General features: G+C 60.2%; 25 protein-coding genes. 6 read left to right on the top strand and 19 right to left on the bottom strand.

Annotated elements, in window-relative coordinates; translation table 11 throughout:
• Window positions 1-30: 30 nt before the first annotated feature.
• The 4 genes from yidC to rpmH form a co-directional block, all read right to left on the bottom strand.
• On the bottom strand, window positions 31-1,713 hold the full coding sequence (gene yidC, locus B9Z33_RS02550; RefSeq protein ID WP_108285438.1) for a membrane protein insertase YidC: 1,683 nt from the start codon (window positions 1,711-1,713) through the stop codon (window positions 31-33).
• On the bottom strand, window positions 1,710-1,982 hold the full coding sequence (gene yidD, locus B9Z33_RS02545) for a membrane protein insertion efficiency factor YidD (protein WP_233252746.1): 273 nt from the start codon (window positions 1,980-1,982) through the stop codon (window positions 1,710-1,712). The genes yidC and yidD overlap by 4 nt, the downstream gene beginning before the upstream one ends.
• Window positions 1,982-2,419 carry a ribonuclease P protein component gene (locus tag B9Z33_RS02540; RefSeq protein WP_108286105.1) on the bottom strand — a complete coding sequence of 146 codons (438 nt, stop codon included), beginning with the start codon at window positions 2,417-2,419 and terminating at the stop codon, window positions 1,982-1,984. The genes yidD and B9Z33_RS02540 overlap by 1 nt, the downstream gene beginning before the upstream one ends.
• Window positions 2,420-2,486: 67 nt before the next feature.
• A complete protein-coding gene (rpmH, locus tag B9Z33_RS02535) occupies window positions 2,487-2,621 on the bottom strand; it encodes a 50S ribosomal protein L34 (RefSeq protein WP_005798102.1) in 135 nt (44 codons plus the stop codon).
• Between the two features lie 240 nt (window positions 2,622-2,861).
• Here rpmH and dnaA point away from each other — a divergent pair, with 240 nt between their 5' ends.
• The 4 genes from dnaA to B9Z33_RS02515 all read left to right on the top strand — a co-directional run bounded on the left by dnaA (window position 2,862) and on the right by B9Z33_RS02515 (window position 9,274).
• On the top strand, window positions 2,862-4,262 hold the full coding sequence (gene dnaA, locus B9Z33_RS02530) for a chromosomal replication initiator protein DnaA (RefSeq protein ID WP_108285436.1): 1,401 nt from the start codon (window positions 2,862-2,864) through the stop codon (window positions 4,260-4,262).
• Between the two features lie 355 nt (window positions 4,263-4,617).
• Window positions 4,618-5,727, top strand: coding sequence for a DNA polymerase III subunit beta (dnaN, locus tag B9Z33_RS02525; protein WP_108285435.1), 1,110 nt, complete (start codon window positions 4,618-4,620; stop codon window positions 5,725-5,727).
• Between the two features lie 83 nt (window positions 5,728-5,810).
• Window positions 5,811-8,414 (top strand): DNA topoisomerase (ATP-hydrolyzing) subunit B, encoded by a 2,604-nt coding sequence (gyrB, locus tag B9Z33_RS02520; protein WP_108285434.1) that lies wholly within the window; start codon window positions 5,811-5,813, stop codon window positions 8,412-8,414.
• 26 nt (window positions 8,415-8,440) lie between these two features.
• Complete coding sequence (locus B9Z33_RS02515; protein WP_233252700.1) at window positions 8,441-9,274, top strand: DUF3883 domain-containing protein; 834 nt, start codon at window positions 8,441-8,443, stop codon at window positions 9,272-9,274.
• A 19-nt stretch (window positions 9,275-9,293) separates the two neighbouring features.
• Here the strand turns inward: B9Z33_RS02515 and B9Z33_RS02510 are convergent, their stop codons facing one another.
• The 4 genes from B9Z33_RS02510 to B9Z33_RS02495 form a co-directional block, all read right to left on the bottom strand.
• Window positions 9,294-9,710, bottom strand: coding sequence for a hypothetical protein (locus B9Z33_RS02510; RefSeq protein ID WP_108285433.1), 417 nt, complete (start codon window positions 9,708-9,710; stop codon window positions 9,294-9,296).
• A 109-nt stretch (window positions 9,711-9,819) separates the two neighbouring features.
• On the bottom strand, window positions 9,820-10,245 hold the full coding sequence (locus B9Z33_RS02505) for a type II toxin-antitoxin system VapC family toxin (protein WP_108285432.1): 426 nt from the start codon (window positions 10,243-10,245) through the stop codon (window positions 9,820-9,822).
• Window positions 10,242-10,481, bottom strand: coding sequence for a plasmid stability protein (locus B9Z33_RS02500; protein ID WP_108285431.1), 240 nt, complete (start codon window positions 10,479-10,481; stop codon window positions 10,242-10,244). Before B9Z33_RS02500 ends, B9Z33_RS02505 begins: the two co-directional genes overlap by 4 nt.
• A gap of 53 nt (window positions 10,482-10,534) precedes the next feature.
• Window positions 10,535-11,359, bottom strand: a complete 825-nt coding sequence (locus B9Z33_RS02495; protein WP_233252699.1) for a metallophosphoesterase — start codon at window positions 11,357-11,359, stop codon at window positions 10,535-10,537.
• A gap of 82 nt (window positions 11,360-11,441) precedes the next feature.
• Here B9Z33_RS02495 and B9Z33_RS02490 point away from each other — a divergent pair, with 82 nt between their 5' ends.
• On the top strand, window positions 11,442-12,053 hold the full coding sequence (locus tag B9Z33_RS02490; protein WP_108285429.1) for a PolC-type DNA polymerase III: 612 nt from the start codon (window positions 11,442-11,444) through the stop codon (window positions 12,051-12,053).
• 72 nt (window positions 12,054-12,125) lie between these two features.
• Here B9Z33_RS02490 and B9Z33_RS02485 read toward each other — a convergent pair whose 3' ends face one another.
• Complete coding sequence (locus B9Z33_RS02485; RefSeq protein ID WP_108285428.1) at window positions 12,126-12,725, bottom strand: hypothetical protein; 600 nt, start codon at window positions 12,723-12,725, stop codon at window positions 12,126-12,128.
• A gap of 259 nt (window positions 12,726-12,984) precedes the next feature.
• Here B9Z33_RS02485 and phaP point away from each other — a divergent pair, with 259 nt between their 5' ends.
• The gene (gene phaP, locus B9Z33_RS02480) at window positions 12,985-13,542 is read left to right on the top strand and encodes a TIGR01841 family phasin (RefSeq protein WP_108285427.1); all 558 of its coding nucleotides are present in this window, start codon (window positions 12,985-12,987) and stop codon (window positions 13,540-13,542) included.
• An 85-nt stretch (window positions 13,543-13,627) separates the two neighbouring features.
• Here phaP and B9Z33_RS02475 read toward each other — a convergent pair whose 3' ends face one another.
• The 10 genes from B9Z33_RS02475 to B9Z33_RS02430 form a co-directional block, all read right to left on the bottom strand.
• Window positions 13,628-14,407, bottom strand: a complete 780-nt coding sequence (locus B9Z33_RS02475; RefSeq protein WP_108285426.1) for an SDR family oxidoreductase — start codon at window positions 14,405-14,407, stop codon at window positions 13,628-13,630.
• A 29-nt stretch (window positions 14,408-14,436) separates the two neighbouring features.
• Entirely contained in the window at window positions 14,437-15,780 is a 1,344-nt protein-coding gene (locus B9Z33_RS02470; RefSeq protein WP_108286103.1) for a 3-hydroxyacyl-CoA dehydrogenase, read from the bottom strand.
• A gap of 28 nt (window positions 15,781-15,808) precedes the next feature.
• The gene (locus B9Z33_RS02465) at window positions 15,809-16,597 is read right to left on the bottom strand and encodes a crotonase/enoyl-CoA hydratase family protein (protein WP_108285425.1); all 789 of its coding nucleotides are present in this window, start codon (window positions 16,595-16,597) and stop codon (window positions 15,809-15,811) included.
• Window positions 16,598-16,631: 34 nt separating this feature from the next.
• Entirely contained in the window at window positions 16,632-17,609 is a 978-nt protein-coding gene (locus B9Z33_RS02460) for a PDR/VanB family oxidoreductase (RefSeq protein ID WP_199220268.1), read from the bottom strand.
• Between the two features lie 10 nt (window positions 17,610-17,619).
• Complete coding sequence (locus tag B9Z33_RS02455; RefSeq protein ID WP_108285424.1) at window positions 17,620-18,900, bottom strand: aromatic ring-hydroxylating dioxygenase subunit alpha; 1,281 nt, start codon at window positions 18,898-18,900, stop codon at window positions 17,620-17,622.
• A gap of 16 nt (window positions 18,901-18,916) precedes the next feature.
• Complete coding sequence (locus B9Z33_RS02450) at window positions 18,917-19,888, bottom strand: tripartite tricarboxylate transporter substrate binding protein (RefSeq protein ID WP_108285423.1); 972 nt, start codon at window positions 19,886-19,888, stop codon at window positions 18,917-18,919.
• An 86-nt stretch (window positions 19,889-19,974) separates the two neighbouring features.
• Window positions 19,975-21,207 (bottom strand): Rieske 2Fe-2S domain-containing protein, encoded by a 1,233-nt coding sequence (locus tag B9Z33_RS02445; protein WP_108285422.1) that lies wholly within the window; start codon window positions 21,205-21,207, stop codon window positions 19,975-19,977.
• A gap of 24 nt (window positions 21,208-21,231) precedes the next feature.
• Window positions 21,232-22,233 (bottom strand): amidohydrolase family protein, encoded by a 1,002-nt coding sequence (locus B9Z33_RS02440; RefSeq protein ID WP_108285421.1) that lies wholly within the window; start codon window positions 22,231-22,233, stop codon window positions 21,232-21,234.
• 73 nt (window positions 22,234-22,306) lie between these two features.
• Window positions 22,307-22,699: a RidA family protein gene (locus tag B9Z33_RS02435; protein WP_108285420.1), complete on the bottom strand. Its 393-nt coding sequence runs from the start codon at window positions 22,697-22,699 to the stop codon at window positions 22,307-22,309.
• Between the two features lie 51 nt (window positions 22,700-22,750).
• A complete protein-coding gene (locus B9Z33_RS02430) occupies window positions 22,751-23,503 on the bottom strand; it encodes a GntR family transcriptional regulator (protein WP_108285419.1) in 753 nt (250 codons plus the stop codon).
• Window positions 23,504-23,542 lie beyond the last annotated feature (39 nt).

The following is a 23,542-nucleotide window of genomic DNA, read 5'->3' as shown; positions in this document are numbered from 1 at the left end:
CTTGCGCGGCCCGATCAGTGTGTACGGTTCTTACTTGAACTTGGGCAGATTGAACTGCGGTGGCACGCCCATGCGGGTATTGATGATCCACTGCTGTGCAATCGAGAGCACGTTGTTGGTGATCCAGTACAGCACCAAACCTGCAGGGAAGAAGAAGAACATCACGCTGAACACCAGCGGCATGATCCACATCATCTTCGCTTGCATTGGGTCTGGTGGCGCGGGGTTGAGCGCGGTCTGCAGCAAAGTGGTCAGCGTCATCACGACGGGCAAAATGAAGAACGGGTCAGGTGCCGACAAGTCGTGGATCCAGCCCACCCAAGGCGCGTTGCGCATCTCGACGGTGGACAGCAACACCCAGTACAGAGCGATGAACACGGGAATCTGGACCATGATCGGGAAGCAGCCACCCATCGGGTTGACCTTTTCTTCGCGGTAGATCTTCATCATCTCTTGTTGCATCTTCTGCGGATCGTTTTTCAGACGCTCGCGCATTTCCATGATCTTGGGGTTGATGGCTTTCATCTTGGCCATGCTCGAGTAAGCCTTGGCATTGAGCCAGTAAAAAGCGATCTTGAGCAACAACACCAGCGCCACAATCGACCAGCCCCAGTTCTGGATGAAGCTGAACAATTTGTCCAGCAACCAGTACAAAGGCTTGGACAACATGGCCAACCAACCGTAATCCTTCACCAAGTCCAGACCGGGAGCCAAAGCTTCGAGGACTTTTTCTTCCTGTGGGCCGACAAACAATTGCGAGCTCACGGTTTTGGATTGGCCCGGAGCCACATCGGCCACTGGCGTGATCATGCCCACGGCATACAGGTTGGTGTCGACCTTGCGTACAAAGTTTTCGCGGCTGATGCCATCACCCAGCAACCAAGCAGACGCAAAGTAGTGCTGCACCATTGCCACATAGCCATTGGTGGAAGTCTTGTCGACTTCGGCTTTGTTTTTCTCGATGTCGCTGAACTCGACCTTGTGGTACTTCTTGGCATCGGTGTAAACCGCAGGGCCGGTGAAGGTGGAATAGAAAGACGACTCGCCCGCAGGCTTATTGCCATCGCGCACCAACTGCAGATACAGCTGTGGCGACACAGCGGCTGCACCCGTGTTAATCACTTCATGCTTGACGCCGATGGCGTAGCTCCCGCGTTGCAGCGTGTAGGTCTTGACCAGCTTCACGCCGTTTTGCGCATCGGACTCGAAACGCAGGGTCAACTCGTTCTGGCCATCTTTCAGGCTGCGATCGCCACTGAAATGCATGACGGTCTTGTGTGTGGGGTAGTTGCCACCAATCAAGCCTGTTTGCGCGTTGTAAACGCGGCTGCCGCTTTGGTCGAGCAAAACGAAATGCTTGCTGCTGTCGACGAAGTCGGCGTGCTTGTTGAACTCGCTGCGTGTCAGCGTGCCACCGGCGGTGTCAAAAGTCAGTTTCAACACGTCGGTGCTGATGTCGATTTTCTCGCTGGCAGCGGCGGGTGCTGTACCGGCATCTGCTGGCACTTGCCCGGGCGTGACGGCTGCAACGGCCGAAGCTGAAGGCACGGCAGCATTTGAAGCGGCCGCGGCGGGTGCTGTGGCGGCTTGCGTTGCGACGGGCTTGGGGAAGAAAGTGGCTTTTTGGCCGTTATAGATCTGCCATTGGTCCCACAACAGGACCATGGAAAAACCAAAAATCACCCAAAGGATGGTGCGACGGATATCGTTCATGGGGTCTTCTTTGACGAAGTAGGGGGAAACAAAGCAGAGAACAAGCGAGGCGCTTGTTCGGGAACAGGGTCGTGACCGCCCTTGCACCAAGGGCCGCAACGCACCAAACGGTGAATTGTGAGGTAACTGCCGGTCGACGCACCATATTGTTCCAGTGCTTGCAGGGCATAAGCCGAGCAAGTGGGCTCAAAACGGCAAGACGAACCCAGCCAAGGGCTCAGCAGCAAACGGTAACCGCGCACCAGACCCATCAACAAACGCTGGACGATCATGTGCGAACCTCGTGCTCCAGCGCGCGCTCGAACAGTTTTTCCAGCTCTTGCCGCACAGCCAGCTTCAGCGGCTCCGAAGTGGCGCTGATGAACTGCTTGCGGTCAAACGTGGCGCGCAAACGAACCACATGGGCAGCCACAGGCAGGCGATCGCCAAAGCGTTCGCTCACGTTGTAGATCTGGCGCTTGATGGCATTGCGGGTCACTGCACGGCGAGCCCAGCGCTTGGGCACCATGGCACCCAGCCAAACGTCAAACAAGCCAAAAAGGGCCTGCTCCTGTGAAGGTGCAGGCCCAACTTGTTCAGCAGGAGCCAAAGGGATGTCTATTGGGCGTGTCAATGTCAGGCGGTGCAACGCAAAATGCGTTGTGCGCGAGACTGTTCCACCCGCCAGGGCGGCCTGAAATTGTGGGCGTGTTTTCAAACGCTGCACGATGGCCAAACCCTGGAATCAACCGCCTGCAGTGGCGTCAGGCCACAGCCAGACGGTTGAAAAGGCATTAGACAGCCAGACGCTTGCGGCCTTTGGCGCGACGTGCGTTGATCACAGCGCGGCCGCCACGGGTTTTCATGCGAACCAGAAAGCCGTGGGTACGGGCGCGACGTGTCTTGGATGGTTGGTAGGTGCGTTTCATAACTCTTCCTTTGTGCCCAATGCCATGAATCAGCGTTGGGCGAAACCCAAGATTATCGCAAACTTTCGGGCCCTCGGCAAATAAACCCTCTTTTAAAGCTTCGGGTGTTCCCGGGGCCAAACCGGAAAGATGTGGTTTATGATGACCATTCGAATGCGTTCCGGCATGTGGATAAGCTCTTGATAAGCCCAATTTCACTACCGTAGTTCTTGTCAACTGTCCACAAAAAATAAATACAACATGTCCGAGGGATTTCCCCCAGAATTTCAGGCCGATACCGGCCACTCCCTGTGGCAAGCGTGCGTGGACGAGCTGTCTCGCGAGTTGCCCGAGCAGCAGTTCAACACCTGGATCAAGCCCCTGACCGCACAGATCTCGGAGGACCAGCAGCGCCTCACTTTGTTTGTGGCCAATCGCTTCAAACTCGACTGGATCCGGGCCCAATATGCTGGTCGTCTGGCCGCCATGCTCGAAAGCCTACAAGGCCATCCAGTCCAAATAGAGTTAGTGATCACTCCGCGCGATGGCGCCGTCAGGACTGCACGTCAGTCCACGCCATCGTCGATGGAAAACGTGCCTGAGTCGATCGACCTGCCCGAAGAACCCGCGACCAACACCTTTCGCAGCCGACTCAACACTGCCCTGACTTTTGACAACTTGGTCGAGGGCACTGCCAACCGCATGGCACGTGCCGCAGCCATGCACGTGTCCGGCTCGCCGGGGCACCTGTACAACCCCTTGTTTATCTACGGCGGTGTCGGTTTGGGCAAGACCCACCTGATGCACGCCATCGGCAACAAACTGCTGGCCGACCGCCCCGAATCCAAGGTTCTCTACATCCACGCAGAACAATTCGTGTCGGATGTGGTTAAAGCCTACCAGCGCAAGACTTTTGACGAGTTCAAGCACCATTACCATTCGCTCGATTTGCTGCTGATCGACGATGTCCAGTTCTTTGCCAACAAAGACCGCACGCAAGAAGAATTCTTCAACGCGTTTGAGGCCCTGCTGGCCAAAAAGTCGCACATCGTGATGACCAGCGACACCTACCCCAAGGGCCTGGCCGACATCCACGAGCGATTGGTTTCGCGATTCGATTCGGGCTTGACGGTGGCCATGGAGCCGCCCGAACTCGAAATGCGGGTGGCCATTTTGATCAACAAGGCCATCAGCGAGGGCAGCGAAATGCCCGAAGAAGTGGCATTTTTCGTGGCCAAAAACGTGCGCTCCAACGTGCGTGAGCTCGAAGGCGCCCTGCGCAAAATCCTGGCCTATTCGCGCTTCAACCAAAAGGAAATCTCCATCCAGCTGGCCCGCGACGCGTTGCGTGATTTGCTGTCGATTCAAAACCGTCAGATCAGCGTCGAAAACATCCAGAAAACGGTGGCCGATTACTACAAGATCAAGGTCGCCGACATGTACAGCAAAAAGCGCCCCGCCAGCATCGCTCGGCCGCGCCAGATTGCCATGTACCTGGCCAAGGAAATGACCCAAAAGAGCCTGCCCGAGATTGGCGAGCTGTTTGGGGGGCGTGACCACACCACCGTGCTGCACGCCGTGCGCAAGATCAACGCCGAGCGCCTGCAGTTGACCGAGCTCAACCAGCAGCTGCACGTGCTGGAACAAACCCTCAAGGGCTGATGACAGACCACTTCTCTCCTGTGGGAGGCAGCCCCTGCAGCCGAATGCTGGCGCCCCGGTTGTGTTGGCATTCGCGAGCGGGGGCTCGCTCCCACAAAGCCCGTCGCCGTCACTTCCCAGCACCTAGGCCTCTGGTGGGAGGCTGCCCCTGCAGCCGAATGCTGGCGCCCTGGTTGTGTTGGCATTCGCGAGCGGGGGCTCGCTCCCACAAAGCCCTCGCGGTCATCGCTAAAAGAATGGCCAATCGGGCCTCCGAGGCCGTAAAAACAGCCGAAAAACGGCGAAAATGTACCCTGTTTGCATCCGTCAACCCAATCTGGGTTGACGTCTGAAAAAAACCACCAAAGGTAGACAAATGATCGTCCTGAAGGCCACCCAAGACAAATTGCTGTCGGTCCTGCAATCCGTGTCCGGCATCGTCGAGCGCCGCCACACCCTGCCCGTGCTGGCCAACGTGTTGATCCGCAAAACGGGCCACGCCGTGCAGCTGACCACCAGCGACCTCGAAATCCAGATCCGCACCACGGCCGAGATGGATGGCGACCCAGGCGACTTCACCACCACCGTGGGCGCGCGCAAACTCATCGACATCCTGCGCACCATGCCTGCCGACCAAACGGTCAGCCTCGAATCCTCGCAAGCCAAGCTGATCTTGAAGGGCGGCAAGTCCAAGTTCACCTTGCAGACGCTGCCCGCCGAAGACTTCCCGCTGGTGCAAGAAGCGGCCACATTTGGCCCCGTGTTCAGCGTCCCGCAAAAGACCCTCAAGCAATTGCTCGGGCAGGTCTCGTTTGCCATGGCCGTGCACGACATCCGCTACTACCTCAACGGCATCTTGTTTGTGGCTGAAGGCAACCGCTTGAGCCTGGTGGCTACCGACGGTCACCGCCTGGCCTTCACCGCCGCCACACTCGACGTCGAAGTGCCCACCAAACAAGAAGTCATCCTGCCCCGCAAGACCGTGCTCGAGTTGCAGCGTTTGCTGTCCGACGCCGATGGCGCGATCGAAATGCAGTTCGCCAACAACCAGGCCAAGTTCAGCTTTGACGGCATGGAGTTCGTGACCAAGCTGGTTGAAGGCAAGTTCCCCGACTACAACCGCGTGATCCCCAAAGGCCATAGCAACAACCTGACGCTGGGCCGCCAAGCCCTGCTGTCTTGCTTGCAGCGCACCGCCATCCTGACCAGCGACAAGTTCAAAGGCGTGCGCCTGAACCTCGACCCCGGCAGCCTGCGCGTCGCATCGACCAACGCCGAGCAAGAAGAAGCTGTGGACGAACTCGACATCGACTACGGTGGCGACAGCATCGAGATCGGCTTCAACGTCACCTACATCATCGACGTGCTCAGCAACATGGGCCAAGACATGGTCCGCATCGATCTGGCCGACGCCAACAGCTCGGCGCTGATCACGATCCCCGAGAACGACAACTTCAAATATGTGGTGATGCCAATGCGCATTTAAGGCGAAAGCCCACAAGGCCCACCTTATCGAAACCCGCGACCCCTCGCGGGTTTCGGCCATTCAAGCGACAGAGAAAATTGAACATGACCGACGAAATCAACCCCAGCGAAGAAGCTTTCACCACCGCTCAACCCAAGATCGACGCCAACCAAGCTGGCGCATCCGAAGGCTACGGCGAAGGCTCCATCCAGATCTTGGAAGGCCTGGAAGCGGTGCGCAAGCGCCCCGGCATGTACATCGGTGACACCTCTGACGGCACGGGCCTGCACCACTTGGTGTTCGAGGTCGTGGACAACTCGATCGACGAAGCGCTGGCGGGCCACTGCGACGACATCGTCGTCACCATCCACTCCGACAACTCAATTTCCGTGACCGACAACGGCCGCGGCATCCCCACCGGCGTGAAGATGGACGACAAGCACGAGCCCAAGCGCAGTGCGTCTGAGATCGCTTTGACCGAACTGCACGCAGGCGGCAAGTTCAACCAAAACAGCTACAAAGTCTCGGGCGGTTTGCACGGCGTGGGTGTGTCTTGCGTCAACGCCCTCAGCAAATGGCTTCGCCTCACGGTGCGCCGCGAAGGCAAAGTCCACCAGATCGACTTTGCCAAAGGCTTTGTGCAAAACCGATTGCTCGAAACCGTGAATGGTGTGGAGATCTCGCCCATGCGCGTATCCGGTGCCACCGACAAGCGCGGCACCGAAGTGCACTTCTTGCCCGACACCGAAATCTTCACGCAGAACACCGATTTCCATTACGAGATTTTGGCCAAGCGTTTGCGCGAGTTGTCCTTTTTGAACAACGGCGTGCGCATTCGCCTCAAAGACGAGCGCAGCGGCAAAGAAGACGACTTCTCTGGCGCAGGTGGCGTCAAAGGCTTTGTGGACTTCATCAACGCCAACAAAAAAGTGCTGCACCCTAACGCCTTCCACGCCAACGGCGAGCGCCCAGCAGACAGCTACGGCGGCATCCCCGGCACCAGCATCGGTGTGGAAGTGGCCATGCAGTGGAACGACGGTTACAACGAATCCGTGCTCTGCTTCACCAACAACATCCCGCAGCGTGACGGCGGCACCCACCTCACGGGCCTGCGCGCTGCGATGACCCGCGTCATCAGTAAGTACATCGAGAAAAACGAGATCGCCAAAAAGCAAAAAGTCGAAGTCAGCGGCGACGACATGCGCGAAGGCCTGTGCTGCGTGCTGAGCGTCAAAGTGCCCGAGCCCAAGTTCTCCAGCCAGACCAAAGACAAGCTGGTGTCGAGTGAAGTGCGTGCCCCGGTGGAAGACATCGTGGCCAAAGCTTTGACCGACTTTTTGGAAGAGCGCCCCAACGACGCCAAGATCATTTGCGGCAAGATTGTGGAAGCCGCTCGTGCCCGCGAAGCCGCACGCAAAGCCCGCGAAATGACACGCCGCAAAGGTGTGCTCGACGGCATGGGCTTGCCCGGCAAACTGGCCGACTGCCAAGAAAAAGACCCAGCCCTGTGCGAAATCTACATCGTCGAGGGTGACTCTGCGGGTGGCTCGGCCAAGCAAGGTCGCGACCGTAAATTCCAGGCCATTCTGCCCCTGCGCGGCAAGATCCTGAACGTCGAAAAAGCCCGCTACGAAAAGCTGCTCACCAGCAACGAAATCGTCACGCTCATCACCGCCTTGGGCACCGGCATTGGCAAAGCCACCGCCGAATCCGGCAAGAGCGGCACCGATGACTTCAACGTCGACAAACTGCGCTACCACCGCATCATCATCATGACCGACGCCGACGTGGACGGCGCCCACATCCGCACCCTTTTGCTGACCTTCTTCTACCGCCAGATGCCTGATCTGGTCGAGCGTGGCCACATCTACATTGCCCAGCCACCGCTCTACAAAGTCAAGGCCGGCAAAGAAGAGCTGTACCTCAAAGACGGTCCGGCACTCGACGGCTTCTTGCTGCGCATCGCGCTCAAAGACGCCAGCATCAGCACCGGTGGCGCTGCACCACAAGTGCTGTCAGGCGAAACGCTCGAAGCCCTTGCACGCAAACACCAAGTGGCTGAACACGTCATTGCACGCTTGTCCAACTTCATGGACGCCGAAGCCCTGCGCGCCATGGCCGACGGCGTGTCGCTGAACCTCGATACGCTGGAGCAAGCCGCCGAATGCGCCCCTGCGCTGCAAGCCAAGCTGCGCGAACTCAACACCACCGGCATCCCTGCCGAAGTGGCCGCCGAGTTTGATGTGCGCACCGACAAGCCCATTCTGCGCATCAGCCGCCGTCACCACGGCAACATCAAGAGCAGCATCATCACGCAAGACTTTGTGCACGGTGCCGACTACGGCGCTCTGGCCGAAGCGGCCGAGACCTTCCGTGGCTTGCTCAGCGAAGGTGCTAAAGCCAGCCGCGGTGAAGGCGAGCGCCAAAAAGAAGAAAAAGTGAGCGACTTCCGCCAAGCCATGCATTGGCTCATCAGCGAAGCCGAACGCACCACCAGCCGCCAGCGCTACAAGGGTCTGGGCGAGATGAACCCCGCCCAGCTGTGGGAAACCACCATGGACCCCACCGTGCGCCGCCTGCTGCGCGTGCAGATCGACGACGCCATCGAAGCCGACCGCGTGTTCACCATGCTCATGGGTGACGAGGTCGAGCCACGCCGCCACTTCATCGAGAGCAACGCGCTGCGGGCGGGGAATATTGATATTTGAGTTGGTACGGTTGAATTCAGAAATTTATGGAATGGTCTAGATTCGAGGTTGAAGCGATCATTGCTGATTACCTGAAGATGCTCGCCTTGGAGCTTTCGGGTCAGACATTCAATAAATCGGCACATCGGAAAGCGCTGAAACAAAAGCTGAATCAGCGTTCTGATGGCTCAATTGAGTTCAAGCACGGCAACATCAGTGCCGTGATGATTGAATTAGGGTTTCCGTATATACGAGGGTATCAACCTCGGTTTAACTATCAAACGCTGCTGTTTGAAGTTGCTTCTGAGCAGATCAAGCATCAAACCCCACTTGATGCTGTAGCTCAAGCGGCGGTTTTGCAGCCTGCGCTTGTTCCAGATTTGTTGGACTTTAAGCTTGTATCTGTTGATCCTCCAGCAAAGAATCACAAGGCTGCTGAAAGTGCAGTTTTCCAAGAGTTGATGCCTGTTAAGCGTGACTATCTGGCGCAAGAGGCGAGGAATCAATCACTTGGTCTGGCAGGAGAAGAATTTGTCCTCCAGTATGAACATTGGCGTTTGATTTCTATGGGGCATAAATATTTGGCTGATAAGGTCGAGCACGTTTCCAAAACTAAGGGCGATGGTTTGGGGTACGACATCTTGTCATTCGATGTATCTGGAAAAGAAAAATTTATCGAAGTAAAAACAACATCTTTCGGTAAGGAAACTCCGTTTTTTGTGACGAATCGGGAGTTGAGGTTTTCTGAATTTGCAGCAGATCAATTCCACTTGGCCCGTGTTTTCCAATTTAGAAAATCCCCAAGAATTTTCTCTTTATCTGGATCAATAGAACTGCACTGCAATCTTGATCCAGTCACTTACCGTGCGAGCTTTAGCTGACTGTTCGCATCCGTTGAATCTAGTCGTCTATTGAGACCGGGCGTGCTTGTTTGCGGTATTCGTTAGGGCGTACGTTCTGGCGAAAGGTGTCTGGTGGCCGATAGCATTCTTCAGGCGAGACCCAATACACCGTCCAGTCGCCATACAGCTTGCCGTCAAAGCACAGCAGGTCACCGTTGATGGCCAAGTCCATCAGCGTGTCGTGGGTGCCTGTGAACAGTTGGGCATCTGTGGGGCTGACGAATTCCACATTCACCGAGCAGGCGTAGGTTGTGTGAAAGTACCTGAGTGGCCCAATTGCCGGGCCATCAAAGCCCCAGCCGTGCATGGCTTGGTTGGGCGTGTCGCGGCCATGAAACAAGCCCAGATACAAGCCGGGCTTGCTGGGGCGAACGCCATAAACAGGCGTGGTGCTGGGGTCTGTTGCGGGGTGCATGTTGCCTCCATGTGAGTGAGGCAATCAGCTTAAGAATGGGGCGGGGCTTTGTGAACCAGGGCTTTGCCTGGGTTACCTTGCAAAAATCAAAAGCCCGTAATGGGCTTTGTCAGTGCCTGGACGTCCAAGGGTTGATCACGGTCAGCCCCGCAGCCTCAAAGGGACTGGCGTCTCGCGTGGCCACCATGAAGCCATGTCGCTTCGCGGTGGCGGCGATGTAGCCGTCCGCGGTCGAGATGGCTCGGCCCTGGGTGCGGGCTGTCGAAAGGATCTCTGCATAGGCCTGCGATGCGCTGGCGTCAAAAGGCAGGATTCGGTCAGCAAACAAAGGCAGGATGCGTTGCTCCAAACCCAAGTGCAGGGTCTCTTTGCGTTTGCCCGCTGGCAGGGCGGCGATGCCAAAGCGCAATTCGGCCAGGCTGATGGCGGACAGGTAAAGGGTGTCGATGGATTGCGCATCGATCCACGACAAAACGCCCGCGTCCGCCGACAGCTTCAGTGGTTCCGAGATGACGTTGGTGTCCAGCAAGATCATTCAAACACCATGGGTTTTGCGGGTGTTTTGTCGCGCTCAATATTCAAGTCAAAGCCGCCAGCTTGTTGGCCAATTTCGGCCAGCAGCGATCCCAGTTGGATGCGCCCTTGCGGGCGTGCGGCTTGTTCCAGAATGGCGCGCACTTCGGCCTCGGTGCTGCGGCCCGCCAATGCGGCACGCTGTCGCAAAGCTCTGTGGGTTTCTTCGGGCAAATTGCGGATGGTGATGGACGACATGGCTGGGTCTCCTGAAGCAAGGCGAGAATGATATCAAAATTCGGTCATTGATATCAATTGTCCAATTTGAGGGCAGAAAGCTCAATTGAACCGGGCATCCCTTCGAAAGGGTCTCGCTCGTGCGTTGGCGTATGGCCATGTGAGCTGCGTTCGACGCTGCCCAAAAAATCATCGAACCCATCCATTGCCATCACCCCCCGCAGCCCCACCCCAAAGCTCTGAAAACCTTGCGCGTCCCAGTGGGCGCTGCTGTCAATGTTGTCGTGCTGGTGCCCGTGCACCGTCATGCGCACGCCCATGCGGCGGGCCAGTGAATCCAGCTCTTTGAATCCGTGCTCGTGGTAGCCGGACGCTTCGTGGGTGATGAGGATGTCGGCTTGCAGCGTGGCCAGTTGTTCCACCTCGTCCGGGTAGATGGTGGACCAGTGCTTGAGGTGCACGCCGCCTTGCCAGCGGTCTTGGCGCGGTGTGACGCGGGCGTGCGCTTCGCGGTTGCGAAACTTGGGCGCTTGCTGGTCTTTGGGGTACCACACCGCCCCGCGAAACACGCCGCCCAGCCCTCCGATGCGCGTGCCGCAGGGCAGCGTGACGGCGCGGCCGTGCAGGTTGCGCTCGCTCACCTCGTTGTGCCAGACGTTGGCGAAGTTGTCCGAATGGTCGGTGTCGTGGTTACCGTGGATGAACCAAACGCGCTCCCAAATGGCATCAAGCTCGATGTGCAGCGGCCGGGCCGGCTCCAGGTCGCCCAGCAGGATGACGGCACGGGCGTGGGTTTGCAAGGCGGCATCGATGATGTGCTGCCATTGGCCGTGCGGGTCGCCGCAGAAGAGGATGGGGCCGGGGTGCATGGGGGTGAGTGAATGAAGTTTCTTTCGCATTGTGCAGGTCTTTGCAGCGCTGTTGACAGGGCCTTCGGATAAGCTTGAACAGTTACCCCGAATGCTTTCCGCTAAGCCACCCATGTCCCCCATTGCCATCATCGACTTCGAAACCACCGGGATCTCTCCCAACATGGGCGACCGCGCCACCGAGGTGGCCATCGTCATGCTCGAGGGCGGGCAGGTGGTGGACCGCTACCAAAGCCTGATGAATGCCGGGGTGCGGGTGAACAGTTTCATCACCCAACTGACAGGCATCACCAATGAGATGGTGCAGGCCGCGCCCCCAGCCGAGCAGGTGATGCGCGAGGCGGCCCGCTTTGTGGGCGGGCGGCCCATGGTGGCGCACAACGCGTCCTTTGACAAAAAGTTCTGGCAGGCCGAGTTGGCGCGCTGCGGGCAAGACGGCTCGCACGCCTTTGCCTGCACTTTGCTGCTGTCGCGCCGCTTGTACCCGCAAGCACCCAACCACAAGCTGGGTACGCTGGCGGCGCTGCACCATTTGCCGTCGTCAGGCCGTGCCCACCGGGCCTTGGCCGATGCCGAGATGGCCGCGCATTTGCTGGCGCAGATGCAGCACGACCTGAAAACCCGCTATGGCTGCAGCCAGGCCGACCACGCTTTGCTGATGGGCCTGCAGCGCACCAGCCGTCATTTGGTGGGGCCGTATTTGAAGCAGCGTGCGGGGGCTTGATGAAAGTCGCAAAACTTTCAGCAAAACGCGCCAGCCTCACTCAGTTAATTGGCTCGATGGCTTGGGCGTCTTTCAAGCCTGCACCACGTCCAAATAAGCCTCTCGCGTTTCGGGGCTGACGGCGGCCAGCGCTTGTTCGTAGCGGGTCTGGTGTTGGGCCAGCATGCGGGCCGAGGCGATGGTTTTGGATTTGCAGAACCAGTGGCAGCTGTGCTGCATCAAAAACATCTCGCCCATCATGCGAAATGAGCGCTCTTTGGGAGACAGGCCTTGGGGGTTGCTGACGGCCAGGGCGATGCCTTGGGCGTGCACTTCCAATATGCGGCGCATGTCAAAGCAGGCTTTGGGCGAGAGTTGATCGATGTAGGGCAGCGCAACCTTGAAGGCCCGTGTCACTGGGGCGGGCAGTTTGGCAAATTCGCGTGCCAGGTTTTGGAACTCGTTGGCCAGTTGCTGTTCTGCCGCTTCTTGCAGCTGCAAAATTTGCTGCTGCCGCTCGGGGTCTGTTTCGCCCAGTGCACGCATGTAGGCACTGGTGAGTTGCTCCATGTGCTTTTCGATCTGGTAGGGGCGCAATTGTTCGGCCAGCAGGGCGGTGCGTTTACGCTGGCCTTGGGTGTTGAGCCAGTGGATGCCCGTGACCAATAAAAACAGCAGACTGAGGAATTCCATAAATACAGGATGTCTTGACCGGAATGGCCGTTGCACCAAGTGTATGGGGTCGGACCGCTGTCGTTGCAAAAGCAAAAGGAAGTGCCCCTGAAATGGGGCCACAACACAAGGCGCCTACTTTGTATGGACGCTACCGCACACAGTTACGCCAGAGCATGTCCAATTGGAGTGTGGACTCTAAAGTGCGGGTTTTCCCTTGTGTTGACCCTGGTGAACTGTTCAAATTGCTGCATTGCAACAAACCTTTCCAAGGAACACCATGAACTTCAACGCCGAACAATTCTCCGCTGCTCAACAAGCCAACCTGACCGCTGCTGCAGACCTGTCGCAAACCGCTTTTGCCGGTTTCGAGCGCCTGGTTGAGCTGAACATGGCCGCTGGCAAAGCCGCTGTGGGCGAGTCTTTCTCCAACGTGCAAGCTTTGATGGGTGCCAAAACACCTCAAGACCTGATGGCCGTGCAAGCCGCTTTGGTGCAGCCTGCTTTCGAAAAGTCGGTGTCTTATGGCCGTCACTTGGCTGACATCGCCAACAGCACCAGCGCCGTGTTCACCAAAGCTGTCGAAGGCAAAATGGCCGAGTCCGAAAAAGCCGTCAAAAGCTTGGTCGAAAACAGCCTGAAAAACGCACCAGCCGGCTCTGACGCTGCTGTGGCCGTGATCAAAACCGCTTTCGAAGCCAGCCAGACTGCTGCTGAAACCCTGAAAAAAGTGGCCAAGCAAGCTGCTGACACAGCCGAGTCCAACATCAAGGCCGCTACTGCCCAAGCCGAAGCTTCGGTGAAAGCCGCCATGTCCAAGGCCAAAGCCAAGGCCTGATATCTCCGATATCCGGAGGCTTTGGCCTCTGAATTGAAAAAGGCGTCCGACAGGACGCCTTTTTCTTTGCCTGAACGGCCTGCGCTCAGATCAGCGCGCTGTAGGCCCCGCCGTCGAGTTGCAGGTTTTGTCCGGTCATGAAGCCCGAGGTGGTCGCGCACAAAAAGGCGCAGGCCGCACCGAACTCTTTCGGGTCGCCAAAGCGGTTGGCTGGCAAGGTGGCCGCGATGCGGGCGCGGGCCTCGTCGCGGGTGATGCCCGACTCTTTCATCATGCGCTGGGCCATGAACTCTTGCCGGGGTGTGTCAAAGCGCTCGGGCAGCAGGTTGTTGAGGGTCACGTTGTCGACGATGGCCTCGCGTGCTAATGCTTTGGACAGTGCCGTCAGCCCGGCCCGGGCGGCGGTCGACAAACCCATGGCCGCATGCGGCGTCTTGACCATGGCCGAGGTGATATTGACGATGCGCCCGAAGCGCCGCGCCCGCATGCCCGGCAGGGTTTCGCGCATCAGCAGCGCCGCCGACAGCAGGTTGCTCTCCAGCGCGCCCATCCAAGCCGCGTGGTCCCAGTCGGCCAGTTGGCCTGGGGGCGGTCCGGCGTTGTTGTTGACCAGAATGTCAGGCGCGGGGCAAGCCGTCAGCAAGGCGCTGCGGCCCGCTTCGGTGTTGAGGTCGGCCTGCACCGGCGTGATGCGGGTGCCGGTGGCCAGGCGCAGGCGGTCTGCCGCTTGCGCCAGCTTGTCGGCGTTGCGGCCATTGATGAAGACCTCGCAGCCTTCTTGCGCCAGCGCCAGTGCACAGGCGTAGCCCAGGCCCTGCGACGAGGCGCAGACGATGGCTTTTTTGCCCTTGAGGCCCAGATCCATGGCGGTGTCCTTTGGCGTTCAGTAAAGGTTCAGTGAGGCAAGTCGGCAAAATTTTTGCCTTCGCGCACCAGCTTTTGCAGCAGCGGCGCAGGTTGCCACCAAAAACCATATTCTGCGTGCAGGCGCTCGATGTCGGCCAGCACACGGGGCAGCCCGATCCGGTCGGCCAGAAACATCGGCCCACCCTGGTGCGCCGGGAAACCGTAACCCGTCAGATACGTGATGTCGATGTCGCCGGGCCGCAAGGCGATGCCTTGTTCCAGCAGTTTCGCGCCTTCGTTGATCATGCCGTACAGGCAGCGTTTGACGATCTCGGCTTCGCTCATGGTGCACCGCGGCAGGCCCATGCGGGCCGACTCTTCGGCGATGAACTGTTCGACCTCGGGGTCGCGGTGCGGCGTGCGGTCACCGGCTTCGTAGCGGTACCAGCCCTTGCCGCTTTTTTGGCCCAGACGGCCCAGATCACACAGCTTCATGATCAGGTCGTTCCAGCGCCGGTCGGTGGGGCGGGTGGCCATTTGCGCCTTGCGCGTTTGGTAGCCCACATCGTTGCCCGCCATGTCGTGCACCGCAAAAATGCCCATGGCGTAGCCAAATTTCGTGAGCGCGGCGTCCACCTCGTGCGGCAGCGCGCCGTCTTCCACCAGAAAGTGCGCTTCGCGGGTGTAGTTGCGAAACAGCGCATTGCCGATGAAGCCCGGGTAAATGCGCGCCAGCACCGCAATCTTGCCCATGCGGCGGCCCAGATCCATCAAGGTGGCGATCACCTCGGGCGCGGTCTGCGCACCGCGCACGACTTCGAGCAGGCGCATCACATGGGCGGGGCTGAAAAAGTGCGCACCCACCACGTCTTGCGGGCGGCCGGTCACGGCGGCGATCTGGTCGACATCGAGGCCCGAGGTGTTGGTGGCCAAAATCGCACCGGGTTTGCACAGCGCATCGAGCTGGCGAAAGATGTCCTGCTTGAGGCCCATGTCTTCAAACACGGCCTCGATCACCATGTCGGCGTCTTTCACATCGGCCATTTGCAGCGAGCCGGTGATCAGTGCCACGCGCTGGTCCATCTCGGCTTGTGGCAACTTGCCGCGTTTGACGCTGGTGGCGTAGTTGTCCTTCACGCGCTGCAAACCGCGCTCCAGCCCTTGGGCATTGGCATCGATCAGGGTGACCGGGATGCCGATGCCGGCCAGCGACATCGCAATGCCGCCGCCCATGGTGCCCGCACCGATGACCGCCACGCGACGGATGGGGCGCAGGGGGGTACCTGCCGGGATGTCGGGGATGTGCGCCGCTTGGGCAGCGGCTGCTTTGGCGTGGGCCAGCGCGCGGGCGCGGTCGTCATCGCTGACGCTGAAAAAATCAAAATCATTCATGGGCATGTTCGGTGTTAAGGCGCTGGGTTCAGGCCTGGTTGTCCTGGATCTTTTTGGCTTTGCCGTCAACAAACTCGCGCAGACGGGCTTCGGCTTCGGGTGGACGGGCGCGGGCCGAATTGAGTTGTTCGACAAACAGGCCGTCGTTGTGCGTCATGTCGTGGATGCGCGGCAGCACGTTGACGATCATCCAGTTGGTTTCCACGCTGTTTTTGGCGATGCGGTGGGCCAGCTCTTTGGCCTTGGCCAGCGCTTCGCCCGCCGGGGTCACATAGCGGATGACTTTTTCCTGCAAGCCTTCGGCGGCGCTCAGCAGGCGACCGGTCAGCATCATGTCCATCATCACCGTGGTGCCGACCACGCGCTGGATGCGCACCGTGCCGCCACCGCCTACAAAAATGCCGCGCTGGCCTTCAGGCAGACCAAACAGGGCCGACTCGTCACCCACGCGCACATGGGCCGCAGTGGCCAGCTCCAGCCCGCCGCCCACGACCGCGCCGTGCAAGGCCGCCACAAACGGAATCGGGCCGCGTTCGATCAGGTCAAACACCTCGTGCCAGTTGTGGCGCTTGCGCTTGCGCGGGGGCTTGATTTGCCCGGTGGCGCGGGCCAGCGCTTCGGCCAGATCGAGACCTGCGCAAAAGTTGGTGCCGTGGCCAAACAGCACGGCCACGTCGGCCTCTTCGTGCGCCCGCAGCACGGCGGCGCGCAGCGCGTCGATCAGCGGGTCGTTGATGCTGTTGCGCTTGTCTGGCCGGTTCAGGCCGATCAGGGCGACGTTGCCGTCGAGTTCGTAGGTGATCAGGGGTTCGCTCATTGGAGTTTCCAGAGGTTCAAGTCAAAAAATCAATTCACAGGTCCAGCACCAGCCGGGTGCTTTGGGCCCCTGAGCAGCAGACCATCATGCGGTCGTTGGCGGCTTTTTCGGCGTCGGTCAACACCATGTCGCGGTGGTCGGGCGTGCCTTCGAGCACCCTGACTTCGCAGGTGCCGCAAATGCCTTGCTGGCACGAAAAAGTCGGCTCTGCCCCGATGGCGATCAGGCCGTCGAGCAGGGTCTGGCCCGGGTTGATTTGCAGCGTGCGCTGGCTGCGCGCCAGCGTCACGGTGTAGCGGCCATCGGTGGCCGCCGCTTCTTGCGCGGCAAAGTATTCGCGGTGCACGCGTTCGGGTGGCAAGCTGGCGGTGGCTTGTTCGTAAGCCGCCAGCATCGGGGCCGGGCCGCAGGCATACACATGCGCGCCTTCGGGCAGGGCCGCGATCACCGCGTTCAGGTCCAGCATCTGGCCGCCGGGCTCCTGGTCAAAGTTGAGCAGCACCTCGGCACCGGGCTGTCCTTGAAAGCGGGCCAGCACCTCCAGAAAGCCCGCATGCTGGCGGGTGCGTGCGGCGTAATGCAAACGCCAGGGCGTGCCCAGCGCCTGCGAGCGGGCGATCATGCTCAGCATGGGCGTGATGCCGATGCCTCCGGCGATGAACACGTTGAAGGGGGCCGACTCGTCCATGGCAAACAGGTTGCGCGGCGCACCGATGGTCAATACCGCGCCCGTGCGCAGCTGCTCGTGCATGAAGCGCGAGCCGCCCCGGCTGTGGGCGTCCAGGTTCACGCCGATGCGGTAGCGGTGGGTTTCTTGTGGGTCATTGAGCAGCGAATAGCTGCGCCGCAAGCCGCTGGGCAAGTGCAACTCGATGTGGGCCCCGGCCGTGAAGGCGGGCAAGGCGGTGGCAGGGTCCAGCGGCACCAGCTCAAAGCCCAGGATGTTTTGGGCTTCGTAAGTGGTGGCCCGCACGCGGACCTGGAGGGTGGAGGAAGCTGTCACAGGGCTCATGGCAAAGGGGTTAAAGGTCGATCACGCTGATCGGCTGGATCGCCACGCCGGTGGCCTCTTCATGGGCTTGTTGCACCCACTCGGGTTGTCCGGCGTGAAAGATGAAGTGGTTCAAAAGCCGCGCCCATTTGGGGTGGCGCTGGTAGTCGGCCAGGGGCAGGCCGTGTTGAAAAAAATCACGCGAGTCGCTGGGCAAAAACACGCGCTGGTTGGTGTTGGCATCGCGCAGCACGCCTTTGGGGTCACGCCCGGCTTGCACATCGTCGATGTCTTCCAGCAGGCGGCGGCGCAGCATGGCAATGCCCCGGTCACTGGCCCCCAGGTTTTCTTGTGTGCGGTCGGCGATGCGGCCCTGGCCCACCCAGGCCACGATGTCCTGGTTGATCACATGGCTGGTGATCCAGCGCCCGGCCTCGTCTTTGATCGGGCTGGTCCAGGTCGGGATGCGGGTTTGCACATAAGGCTCTTGCTCGCGGGGCACACGGATGAAGGACCAGGTCACGCTCAGGGTGTTCTCGTCGTCCACCGGCACACGCCACTCGAAGTGGTCGCCCAGAAAAAAGCCGTTGGGCCACAGGCACACGCGGCCAATCGTCCACATCGGGTGTTGTTCGTCGGTGTCTTCAGAGATGCGCTTGTAGACAAAGCCGTGCTCGAACTCTTCAAACGCCAGCTTCTGGTGTTGGGGCGCATAGCCGCCCGTGTGACCCCGCAGGCGGCGGCTCCAGTTGGCGTGCATCCATTCAAAGTGCACCGGGTCGATCGAGTTTTCTTGTGTCTGCAGCCAGTTGCACGGGATGTCGGAAAACACCGCCTGCACAAAACCGTTGGGCCAGTGAAAGGGTTCCCAGTCGGGCAACTCGGGCGCGGGCAAAGGTCCCATGTAGGCCCAGAGCAAACCGGCCAGCGGTTTGACCCCATAGGCCTTCATTCGGATCTTGCATTTTTGCCGGGCCTGCGGATCGGCCTGGTCTTCGTAGGGCCGTGCCACGCATTGCCCTTGGGCGTTGTATTGCCAGCCGTGGTAGTTGCAGCGAATGCCATCGTTTTCAACAAAGCCATAGCTCAGGTCGGCGCGGCGGTGTGCGCACTGGCGGTCCACCAGACCGTAGTTGCCGCTCAGGTCTTTGTAGAGCACCAGGTCCTCGCCCATCAGGCGCACCGCCTTGACCGGGTTGCGCTCGAGTTCGTCGATGCCGGCCACCGGGTGCCAGTGGCGGCGCAGCACCTCGCCCATGGGCGTGCCGGGGCCGACCCGGGTCAGTTGCTGGTTTTTTTCGGCGCTGAGCATGGGCTTTGGCCTGCGCTTACTCGGGCTTGAAACCCGAGGCTTTGATGATCGGCTCCCAGTGCGTCAGTTCGGCGCGCTGCATGGCATCCATCTGCCCGCTGTTGCGGAACACCGGGTTGACCATGAGGCGCTGGCTCAGCACGTCCTTGACTTCAGGCATCTGCAGCACTTGGGCGATGGCTTTTTCCATGCGCTGCACCTCGGCGGCCGGTGTGCCAGCCTTGGCCCACATGCCAGTCCAGCCTTCGCCCGAGGTCACGTCGATGCCCTGTTCGGCAAAGGTGGGGATGTCGGGCATCAGGGGCGAGCGCTCCTTGGTGAAGACGCCGATCACCTTGATCTTGCCAGCGCGGTGCTGCGCCATCATGCCGTCGAGCAGGCTGATGGCCGAGGGCACATGCCCGCCCACCAGATCGGTCACCATGGGAGGCGAACCTTTGTAGGGTGTCACCGGCAGATCGATGCCAGCCGTCTTGGCCAACTGCACGCCCAAAAACGCGTTTTGGCCACCCAGCCCGGGGGTGCCAAAACTGGCCTTCCCCGGGTTCTTTTGGACCCACTCGATGAACTCGCGCGCATTGTTGACCCCCAGACTGGCCGGTACGCCCATGCCCAAGGGGTAAGACGCGAAGCTGGCCACTGGCACAAAGTCCTTGAGGCTGTTCCATTTGATCTGGTCCTTGAAAACCAGCATCTGGAAAGTCGGCGTGGCGTTGGGCGCGACCATGAAGGTCAGGCCGTCGGCCGGTGCCGCCAGCACCAGATCGGCGGCCATGCGGCCACCCACACCTGGCTTGTTGTCTACGATGACCGGTTGCCCCAGCACGCCCGGCAGCTTGTCGGCCACGGCGCGGGTGATGGCGTCGGTGGCGCCACCGGGCGGGAACCCCACCACCAGACGGATCGGTTTGGTCTGGGCCTGGGTGGCCATCGGTACGGTCAGCGCAGCAGCGCTGGCCAGCACGAGCAGTCGGCGGGAAAGTTTCATGGGTGTCTCCAAAATGATGGGGATCAATGCCCCGGCCTCTGACGGGCCCTGCGGGGTTGCCAAGGGGGTGAGTGTCTGGTGTGGTGTCAGTCGGCCAGCGTGCGCCAGTCGGTGCCTGCGGCCAGCACGCCGCCCACCGACTGGATGGCGGGGTAGTTCAGCTGCGGGTGGTGGGCCAGCGTCGGGGCTTTGCCTTCCTTGAACTCCTTGGCCGCCTTGATCAGCAGCTGCCGCACGCGGATCACGGCACCATCGGCCGAGCACAGCTGCTCGTCGGTGCGGTCATAGGTTGGGCCTTGGCTCAGAAACATCGCAAAGTCTTCGGTGCCCAGGTGCTGCGGAAAGCCGGTTTTGTGGCCGCGCTTCATGATGTCGCGGTTTTGACCCCAGTTGTCTTTGGCCTCACCGGGCGGCAGGGGTGGGAAGTTCCACACATCGGGCGAGGCCGACATCACGGTCATGCCCAGTTCGCGGTTCGGGTTGTAGTGCACAAACCAGGCGCGGTGGTGCGTGTCGTCCACCGGGGTCGAGAAAAACACCGTGGTCGGGCCATGGGCATCGGGTGGGCAGATGATGCCGAACCAGGGCATCACGAAATTGTTGACCCGGGCATAGACCTTGGCGTCGGGCAAGCTGCGCAGCGCGGCGTAGCGGTAGCCGTAGGGGCGGTCTTCAAATTCGAGTTTGGGGGCCAGCGCCTTGGTCATCAGCAGGCGCTCATTGCCACCGCCTGCGGTCAGCTGGGTGGTCGATTCGTGCAGCACGCCCACATGCGAGGAGTCCATCGAGGCCTCCACACCCTGAACCCAATTGGTGGGCACTTCCACGCTGGTCACTGAGCGCTGGCTGACAGGCAGATCGACAAAGGGCAGCTCGGGGAAGGGCGGCGGCGTGTCGCCCGTGCCCAGCCAGACCCAAACAATGCCGCCCCGGTCCACCGTGGTGTAGCGGTTGATGCGCACATGCTTGCAAAACTGGGCTTGGTCACCGGCGTGATTGGGCGCTTCGGTCACTTCGCCCTTCACGTTGAACTTCCAGCCGTGGTACAGGCAGCGGATGCCGTTGTCTTCGTTGCGGCCCAGCGCCAGCGAGGCCTTGCGGTGCGGGCACTGCTCGTCGATCACCCCGGCCGTGCCGTCGGTCACGCGAAAGGCGATGAAGTTTTGGCCCAGCAGTCGGATGCGCACAGGCGCACCATCGGCTTCCAGCTTGACGGAGGGCACGGCGGGCAGCCAGTAATGCTGGCGAATCATCTCGCCCATGGGGGCACCGTTTTCCACGCGGGTCAACAGCTCGTTGTCTTCTTTGCTCAGGGCCATGGTGTGTTCCTCAAATTCTGCGGGTCAGCACTGTTCGTCGGTGCGGAAGGCTTTGCTGTACACGCGGCGGCAATTGCATTCAAAGATGTTTTTCTTTTGTTCGTCGGTCAGCCAGCCGATGCCTTCGATCACGGGCTTCATGTCGTCGTAGTCACGGCCCGTGAGCGGGTCGCGGGCGCTGCCGGTGCCAGGCTTTTCGGTGCCAAACATCACGTTGTCGGTGCCCGCTACCTTGAGCAACAGCTCCATCGCTTCTTCGCTGTAGTTGCAGGTGTCGAAATACAGTTTTTTGAGTTGTTCGTCGAAGGTTTCTTTTTCGCCCTTGCGCACGTTCCATGAGCGAAAACGCCCCATTTGGTAAGGAATCGCACCGCCGCCGTGGGCCACCACGATCTTGAGGTCGGGGAAAGTGTCCAAGGTCTTGGCACTCAGCAAGGAGACGATGGAGATGGTCTCTTCATTGAGGAACTTGAGCGTGTAGGACTCGCGATCGCTGCAGCTGCTGGCCGAGTGGATGAGGCCGGGCACATCGAGTTCGACCATGGCGCGGTACAGCGGGTGCCAGTAAGCGTCGCCCATGCCGGGCGGGTCACCCAGGCCTTCGGTCGGATCGGGGTTGATCAGGCAGCCGACAAAGCCCAACTCGTTGACACAACGGCGCAGCTCGGGAATGGCGCGCCGCTCCAGCGGCTCGTCCATGAATTGCGGCAGACCGGCCACGCCACGGAAACGGTCGGGTGCGATCTTGACGAATTCGGCGATCAGGCCGTTGCAGTGCTGCGACCACAGCTCGGTCACCTTGCCGGGCTTGACCGAATGCATCTGCAAGTAAGGCCGTGGCGAGATGAACTGGATGTCGGTGCCGACCGAGTCCATGATCTTGAGCTGGTCTTCGACCACCTTGCGGATCGATGCTTCGGGGATCTTGGGCAGGGTGTAGGGGTTGGCGCGGCCGCCCACCAGTTCCGCCATGAAACGGAAGCTCTCGGGCGGCATGTGGATGTGGGCGTGTGAGTCAATGATCATGGTGGGGGTCTTTCAATAAGTTCAAAAAAATGGCAAGGCTTCAGGCCGGGGTGAGGCCGAAGTTAGGCAGTGGTCAGGCACTGGTTACAAAGGCGGTCACTTCGATTTGCAGTGCCATGCCGTGTTGCAGCGCGTGCTGCACGATGTGCCGTGCGGGGCGGTCTTGCGGATCTGGAAAGCGCGCCAGCCACTCGGTGTTGATGGCATCGCGCACCGCGTTGTCGTGCACTGTGATGTGCAGCTTGGCCACATGGGCCAGCGTGGCACCGCCTGCGGCCAGCAGGGCGTCCATGTTGGCAAAGGCCAGACGCACTTGCTCGGAGGCCTCGGCGGGCAACTGCCCGGTGGCCGGCTCTTTGCCCGAGATGCCGGATGAGCAGATCAACGGGCCAACGCGTGCGCCCAAGGGAATGGGGGCGTTGTGCCCGGCACCGGGCACATTCAGGGAGCGAGAGAGAGCAGTCATGGTGTTCCTGTTGGCATGCAATGCGCGGTATGGCTGAGCGTGTGTTGAGGTTCAGTGCTCGGTCGGGTCGTTTTCAAAGAAGCTCATGGGCATGCGGGCCAGAAACTCTGAAAAACCCGAAGAGCCCGAGGGCACATGCAGCAGCATGGCTTGTGCGGCCAGCGGTTCGTCGCCGTCCTGGATGGCGCGGGCGACCTGCTGGTGTTCCTTTAGCGACTTGCTGATTTGCGTCTTGGTCTGGAAGTCGCGGATGCGGTAGCGCTGGATCTGGCGGCGCGCATTGCGGATCAGTTCGGCCAAGTAAGGATTGCGGCTGCCTGCATAGACGGCCTCATGGAAATAGGTGTTGGCCATGGCGTATTCGGCGGAGCCGCCTTGCACGGCGGCGTCCTGGCAGCGTTCGATGGCTTTGTCGAGATCCCTGCGCAGGGCATCGTCCACCCGGCGGGCGGCCAGCTTGGCACACAGGGCTTCGAGTTCGCCCACCGACTCCATGATGGCGCGCACTTGGCTGATGGACAGCCGGGCCACCGTCACGCCTTGCCGTGGCGCAATGCGCACCAGATCGCGGGCGGCCAATTGCTGCAAGGCCTCGCGCACCGGGGTGCGCGACACATTGAAGCGCATGGCCAGCGCCCGCTCGTCCAGCGGTGCGCCGGGGGGCAGGTTGCCGCTTTCGATCTCTTCTTGCAGAACATTGCGGATTTCGTTCGCCCGGCCACCACGGGGGCGGTTGTCATCGGTGTTCAGGGCGTTGTCTGTTGGCGTGTCGTCGCCGGATGCGGGGCTGTCGTTCGTGTTCATGGTTTAAATTATGCAACAGATCATTTGTGGCATGCAATA

Source organism: Limnohabitans sp. T6-20, assembly GCF_003063505.1.
In the GTDB taxonomy this organism is placed as follows: domain Bacteria; phylum Pseudomonadota; class Gammaproteobacteria; order Burkholderiales; family Burkholderiaceae_C; genus Limnohabitans_A.
This window is presented reverse-complemented; position numbering and strand designations above follow the sequence as displayed.

Excerpts from the sequence above, each read along its gene's own strand:
- dnaA (WP_108285436.1), top strand. The coding sequence starts at position 2,862 with ATGTCCGAGGGATTTCCCCCAGAATTTCAGGCCGATACCGGCCACTCC.
- B9Z33_RS02485 (WP_108285428.1), bottom strand. The coding sequence starts at position 12,725 with ATGGAATTCCTCAGTCTGCTGTTTTTATTGGTCACGGGCATCCACTGG.
- B9Z33_RS02430 (WP_108285419.1), bottom strand. The coding sequence starts at position 23,503 with ATGAACACGAACGACAGCCCCGCATCCGGCGACGACACGCCAACAGAC.
- B9Z33_RS02505 (WP_108285432.1), bottom strand. The coding sequence starts at position 10,245 with ATGATCTTGCTGGACACCAACGTCATCTCGGAACCACTGAAGCTGTCG.
- dnaN (WP_108285435.1), top strand. The coding sequence starts at position 4,618 with ATGATCGTCCTGAAGGCCACCCAAGACAAATTGCTGTCGGTCCTGCAA.
- B9Z33_RS02490 (WP_108285429.1), top strand. The coding sequence starts at position 11,442 with ATGTCCCCCATTGCCATCATCGACTTCGAAACCACCGGGATCTCTCCC.
- yidC (WP_108285438.1), bottom strand. The coding sequence starts at position 1,713 with ATGAACGATATCCGTCGCACCATCCTTTGGGTGATTTTTGGTTTTTCC.
- B9Z33_RS02510 (WP_108285433.1), bottom strand. The coding sequence starts at position 9,710 with ATGCACCCCGCAACAGACCCCAGCACCACGCCTGTTTATGGCGTTCGC.
- B9Z33_RS02460 (WP_199220268.1), bottom strand. The coding sequence starts at position 17,609 with ATGAGCCCTGTGACAGCTTCCTCCACCCTCCAGGTCCGCGTGCGGGCC.
- B9Z33_RS02455 (WP_108285424.1), bottom strand. The coding sequence starts at position 18,900 with ATGCTCAGCGCCGAAAAAAACCAGCAACTGACCCGGGTCGGCCCCGGC.
- B9Z33_RS02495 (WP_233252699.1), bottom strand. The coding sequence starts at position 11,359 with ATGCGAAAGAAACTTCATTCACTCACCCCCATGCACCCCGGCCCCATC.
- B9Z33_RS02450 (WP_108285423.1), bottom strand. The coding sequence starts at position 19,888 with ATGAAACTTTCCCGCCGACTGCTCGTGCTGGCCAGCGCTGCTGCGCTG.
- B9Z33_RS02440 (WP_108285421.1), bottom strand. The coding sequence starts at position 22,233 with ATGATCATTGACTCACACGCCCACATCCACATGCCGCCCGAGAGCTTC.
- B9Z33_RS02500 (WP_108285431.1), bottom strand. The coding sequence starts at position 10,481 with ATGTCGTCCATCACCATCCGCAATTTGCCCGAAGAAACCCACAGAGCT.
- rpmH (WP_005798102.1), bottom strand. The coding sequence starts at position 2,621 with ATGAAACGCACCTACCAACCATCCAAGACACGTCGCGCCCGTACCCAC.
- B9Z33_RS02435 (WP_108285420.1), bottom strand. The coding sequence starts at position 22,699 with ATGACTGCTCTCTCTCGCTCCCTGAATGTGCCCGGTGCCGGGCACAAC.
- phaP (WP_108285427.1), top strand. The coding sequence starts at position 12,985 with ATGAACTTCAACGCCGAACAATTCTCCGCTGCTCAACAAGCCAACCTG.
- B9Z33_RS02515 (WP_233252700.1), top strand. The coding sequence starts at position 8,441 with ATGGAATGGTCTAGATTCGAGGTTGAAGCGATCATTGCTGATTACCTG.
- gyrB (WP_108285434.1), top strand. The coding sequence starts at position 5,811 with ATGACCGACGAAATCAACCCCAGCGAAGAAGCTTTCACCACCGCTCAA.
- B9Z33_RS02475 (WP_108285426.1), bottom strand. The coding sequence starts at position 14,407 with ATGGATCTGGGCCTCAAGGGCAAAAAAGCCATCGTCTGCGCCTCGTCG.
- B9Z33_RS02445 (WP_108285422.1), bottom strand. The coding sequence starts at position 21,207 with ATGGCCCTGAGCAAAGAAGACAACGAGCTGTTGACCCGCGTGGAAAAC.
- B9Z33_RS02470 (WP_108286103.1), bottom strand. The coding sequence starts at position 15,780 with ATGAATGATTTTGATTTTTTCAGCGTCAGCGATGACGACCGCGCCCGC.
- B9Z33_RS02465 (WP_108285425.1), bottom strand. The coding sequence starts at position 16,597 with ATGAGCGAACCCCTGATCACCTACGAACTCGACGGCAACGTCGCCCTG.